Genomic DNA, 4962 nt, shown 5'->3' with positions numbered 1-4962 from the left:
TGGACAAAATGACTCCAGATGAGTTTTACTATGACCAGCTACCACAACAAAATAAGGTAGCTTAACTAGAGCAGAATATCACTTATAAATAAGCTTTTAGTTGTTCAAACAAGTGGGACCACCTCTTTCTTTAATGCGCAAAGGAGGGTATATATTTTTATTTACCCTCGGTTTATTGTGGGGCTGTATTACTCATGCAGCTCAAGTCTATGAAATAAATGACCAATGTCAGGTCACTGTCCATGAAATTTTAAAAGCAAAAACACCATCAAATAAAGTATTGCCACGGCACGGTTGGGTGAAAGCTGAATTGCCTGATCGTTGGAAAGAAGATCCTGCATGGCAAGGCTACCAAGGTGGGGCCTGGTATAAGCTAGATTGGTCATGGAAATGTAAGAATAATGCTCGTTTAGCTGAACCAATCGCATTTAATATTGAATATTTAATTAATGCCGGAACAGTGTATTTAAACGGTGATTTGTTATGGACAGACAAAAATCTGCAAGAACCATTATCTAAAAGTTGGAATGTCGCAAGATATTGGATTTTACCAATCAGTGGGATAAAGCAACAACATAATGAAACGCTCATTTATGTAAGCGGTTATACCAGTATGAATGGTGGTGTAGGCCCTATTGGTTTTAATAATGTTATGTCGAATGTGGAGCATCATGATGAACTGACATGGCATAGAAGAACCATCCTGCAACTCAATGTATTTCTCTCTGGTACGTTGGGCATTATTTGTTTTGTGATTTGGATTATGCGTCGAAGCGATACTAGTTTTGGTTGGTTCGCATTGGCTTCTGTTCTGTGGATATTATTTATCTCTAATGCTTTAACAACTGAAACATTTCCTTATCCAGACTCAATCTTTTCAGCAAAAGCAAACCTGATCTTTTGGATGCTGTTTTCACAGTGTTTCTGTATTTATATGCTACGTTTTATTCGGCAAAAATTTCCACGCTTAGAACTCGCTTTCACCACCTTAACGGCAGTGCTCATTGCTGTAGTCATGCTGATGCCTTTTGAAAAAAATGCTGATATATCATCCGTTATCTTTTTACTTTATTGTTTATTCTATTTCATTACATATATTTACTTATGCTATAGAAGCTTCAAAACCAAAAGAAGAGACTCTATTTTCTTAAGCTTATGCCTGACAGCTATGCTGATCTTTGGTGTAATTGACCTAGCTATCATGATGTATTTCCCAAAAGAAGGCATCATGCCAGTTTCACCTTACACCTCACCAATTATTATGTTATTCATCGTGGTTATATTGGGGGCACGATTGAATCGAAATATCCAAAAGATTGAGCAGTTTAATGATGAGCTTGCCTTTGAGGTGAAAAAAGTCAGTGATGAGTTATTTAGTAGTTTAAGTGACAAACATCAGCTTGAATTGAGTAATGTACGCCTACAAGAGCGAATCAAACTATCTCATGACTTACATGATGGTTTGGGTGCATCAATTGTTCGTTCAATGATTTTGGTTGATCAGTGTGAAAAAGATATACCCAATACACAGTTTCTATCCATGCTGAAACTATTACGTGATGATTTGCGTCAAATTATTGATAGTGGGTCTTCCTTAGACAGCAAAGTGCCAGACTCTCCGTTATTGTGGATTGCACCTGTACGTCATCGGTTTAGTCAACTGATGGAAGAAATGGAGATGATATCTAAGTGGAATTTTCCGGCTGCATGGAAAGAGCGTCCTTCTTCATTGCAATGCCTTACGCTTATTCGGGTGGTAGAGGAAAGCCTAACCAATATCGTTAAACACAGTAAAGCAACCACAGTAAAAGTCACAATGACGCATAAAGAAAATGAGCCACTAATCCTCATCATTGAGGATGATGGTATAGGCTTTGATGTTGAAAGTGTTTCTACACATGGGATGAGTGTAGGAATGCGTAGTATGAAAATGCGTATACAGCGGATAGGTGGGAAATTAAATATTATTTCACAAGCTGGATCAACTATTATTCAGGCAGAAATTCAAATAAAATCAGCTGCATAATTAATTTATAAAGAATAAAAATGCATTTTCATATATTGGTTACACCTCAACGAATGTCGAGTGTATTGATAGTCTTATTGACCATTTTATTTATGTCTGGATGTCGTAGTCCAACAGACTCAATGCCTAAACCAGGCGAGTATGGTGAAGTTGTTTTTCATCAAGCGAATCTAAGCAATGATGAACTGACACAAATGCTGGCCAAAAGTCAGTCCATACAAACAGATCAAGTCACAAATAATTCAAGTTTTGCTTTGTACTATAGAGCACGCTCTGAACAAAACCCTTATCGTGCTGTGATTATTGTACGAGGTACTGCTATGGTAGAGGGTGATGTCAAAGTGAAATTTGATGTGAACACTTTTAATGCTTATGGCAATCAAAGCAGTCAAAGTTTAATGGACATGGAAACAGGTGTAGATCATTTAGAACGTATAGAAAAAATGAAAGCAGGAGAAGCTTTTGTTTTTGTAATGGCCGGTGATCCATTTTCCTTAAATGCCGTCAATGATCCAAGTCATATGACCAGTCAGCTCGATTTAGTGAATTCAAGCAATGTGCAATTTCAAAATGTCGAATTACAAATTTGGCAGGGAAAAGGAAGTAAATATAGCTTAAAGCGTTATGTTTGGTTTGCCCTTATCATTTTTTTGATAGTTTGGATTTATCGTGTGATTGTGCAGCGTAATGCCGATAAATTTGAAGATTTAATGAACAAGCGTTCAGGAAGAAAATAAACTAAAAGGGGCATTAAGCCCCTTTTAGTTTTTTAAGTTGATTAAATTTATTCTGCTTCAGTTGGCACGAGCATCAGAATAGATTCGTTCAGTAACATCGCAATATCCTCAAGAATATCTGCATCATAAAGTGTTTCATCAAGCATTAAACTTTGGCCATCTGCTAATGTTTTGAGATGTACTGCGAACTCATCTGAAATACACAAGCCTTCACCATTCGCCCAAAACAGAATATCACCATCTTGCTCGGTATAAAGCAGACGCGAAGCTGGCTCAAGCATGAGCTGATAGCCTTGATCAAGAGCTTCTTCTAAGTCACCTGTACCAATTTCTTCTGCTTCTGGAATATTGTCAGGATATTTAGATTCTGACATTACACTCATAATTGCATCTTCAATTACCGTTGAGTTCTGCAATTGCTCGAACAGCTTTTCTTTCAAATATTCGATTTCGCTTTCAGTGACTTGACCAACAGGGGTAACATGCTTGCGAATAATATCCAGTAATGGGTTTTTCAGAAGCGGATTTTCAGTAAATTTATCAGCGACACGATCCATCATCTCTGTGACATTTGCCATACGGAAACCAAATGAATATGTAAGGCATTCATCTTCAGCAACGCCGTAGTGTGAAAGGCCTGGTGGAACATAAAGTAAATCGCCTGGCGCTAAAACTTCATCAAAATTGATATCCATTTCAGGCAGTAAACGTAGTGGCTGGCCTGCAACAAATTCAGTTTCCGCATCGCACATTTGGCCAAGCTGCCATCGACGATGTCCATGACCTTGAACTAAAAACACATCGTAAAAATCGAAGTGTTTACCGACAGATCCGCCTTTTTCGGCATATGACACCATAATGTCATCACGACGCCACTGAGGGATAAAAGAAAATTGCTTCCAAAACTCTGAAAGATCAAAAGAATAATGATCGACAGCTTGAACAAGTAAAGTCCATAGCTTAGGCATCTTTTGAAAATCAGCTTTGAGTAAGGGTGAAGTCTTAACTGACCATTGATTTGGATCACGGTCTTTTTGCTTGATGAGGCGAGCTGTGACGTTTTCATCTAAGGCCAATTCTAGAACATCTTTGGGTTCTAAAATATTTGCGATATAAGGAAGGGCATTGCGTACTAAAAGCGGTTTCTTTTGCCAATATTCAGCAAGAAATTGTTCAGCAGTGATACCGCCGAGGACGTCTAAAGGTAGAGACATGAAAAATAACCAACGAAATTTTTAATATTGTCGCTTGAGAACCTAACAAGTGCAAGGCGGCTTTTTAGGTGAATAAAACAAGCGCATAAGATGCTAAATGCACATTTGTTAAGTTTTGTTACATATTTAAAAAGTGTGAATGATGTAATAAAAAAATTACATTTTAGTTGTATGGAAATAATTTTGTAATATATGTATCAATAAAAAATATTATAAAACATGAGTTTAATGTTTGAAAGTTCATGCAAAAGCAAACCGTGATTTGCGTCAATAAATATGTGAAAAATACGATTACTTTGACATATAGTACAAAAAGAATACAAAATGAAACATGGGGAAACAGATAGCTAGTTAAGAAAATGCAAACAATTCAAATCGTAAATAAGCTTACTCGTGTAAAAGTTAATCTAGAAACTGAAAACGTTGTTTTAGATGCTATTTCAATCGTTCACGCTAAAATTGATAAGTCTGATGTCTCTGAGCTATTACAAGAAGGCAATACGCTTATTGTGGTATTAAAAAATGGCCAGAGACTTGTTGTAGAAAATTTTTATGTAAAAAATAAAGACGGCTTAACTTCAGATATTGTTTTTGAAGATGAAGACGGTAAGCTCTTTTGGTTTGAACAAGTTTCGAGTTTATATAAACAAATTCCTAATATTGAAGTATTACTTCCTGCAACTTCTGATCAAATGATTCTTTGGCCTTGGTTGGCTGGCGGTGCGGCTGTTATTGGTGGTTTGGCTGCTGGTGGTGGTTCAAGTGGTAGTTCTAATAATGATAAGAAAACGCCAGAATTACCAGAAGTAGATATTGACAACCCAGTGACACCATCGAATCCTAATCCTGTAGATCCTGTAGATCCTGTAGATCCTGTAGATCCTGTAGATCCTGTAGATCCTGTAGATCCTGTAGATCCTGTAGATCCTGTAGATCCTGTAGATCCTGTAGATCCTGTAGATCCTGTAGATCCTGTAGATACTTA

General features: G+C 37.1%; 4 protein-coding genes. 3 read left to right on the top strand and 1 reads right to left on the bottom strand.

Annotated elements, in window-relative coordinates; translation table 11 throughout:
- The first annotated feature begins 133 nt into the window (after positions 1–133).
- Both FTT84_RS16490 and FTT84_RS16485 read left to right on the top strand, forming a co-directional pair.
- Positions 134–2026, top strand: coding sequence for an ATP-binding protein (locus FTT84_RS16490; RefSeq protein ID WP_180081879.1), 1893 nt, complete (start codon positions 134–136; stop codon positions 2024–2026).
- A 20-nt stretch (positions 2027–2046) separates the two neighbouring features.
- On the top strand, positions 2047–2763 hold the full coding sequence (locus FTT84_RS16485; RefSeq protein WP_180081881.1) for a hypothetical protein: 717 nt from the start codon (positions 2047–2049) through the stop codon (positions 2761–2763).
- Between the two features lie 47 nt (positions 2764–2810).
- Here FTT84_RS16485 and FTT84_RS16480 read toward each other — a convergent pair whose 3' ends face one another.
- Positions 2811–3977 (bottom strand): cupin domain-containing protein, encoded by a 1167-nt coding sequence (locus FTT84_RS16480; RefSeq protein ID WP_180081883.1) that lies wholly within the window; start codon positions 3975–3977, stop codon positions 2811–2813.
- Between the two features lie 359 nt (positions 3978–4336).
- Between FTT84_RS16480 and FTT84_RS16475 the strand changes: the two genes are divergently transcribed.
- A partial coding sequence (locus FTT84_RS16475) for a BapA prefix-like domain-containing protein (protein WP_180081885.1) occupies positions 4337–4962 on the top strand: 626 nt, incomplete at its 3' end.

The sequence above is a fragment of the Acinetobacter sp. YH01019 genome, from assembly GCF_013420285.1.
Classification (GTDB): Bacteria; Pseudomonadota; Gammaproteobacteria; order Pseudomonadales; family Moraxellaceae; genus Acinetobacter; species Acinetobacter gandensis.
This window is presented reverse-complemented; position numbering and strand designations above follow the sequence as displayed.

Excerpts from the sequence above, each read along its gene's own strand:
- FTT84_RS16490 (WP_180081879.1), top strand. The coding sequence starts at position 134 with ATGCGCAAAGGAGGGTATATATTTTTATTTACCCTCGGTTTATTGTGG.
- FTT84_RS16485 (WP_180081881.1), top strand. The coding sequence starts at position 2,047 with ATGCATTTTCATATATTGGTTACACCTCAACGAATGTCGAGTGTATTG.
- FTT84_RS16480 (WP_180081883.1), bottom strand. The coding sequence starts at position 3,977 with ATGTCTCTACCTTTAGACGTCCTCGGCGGTATCACTGCTGAACAATTT.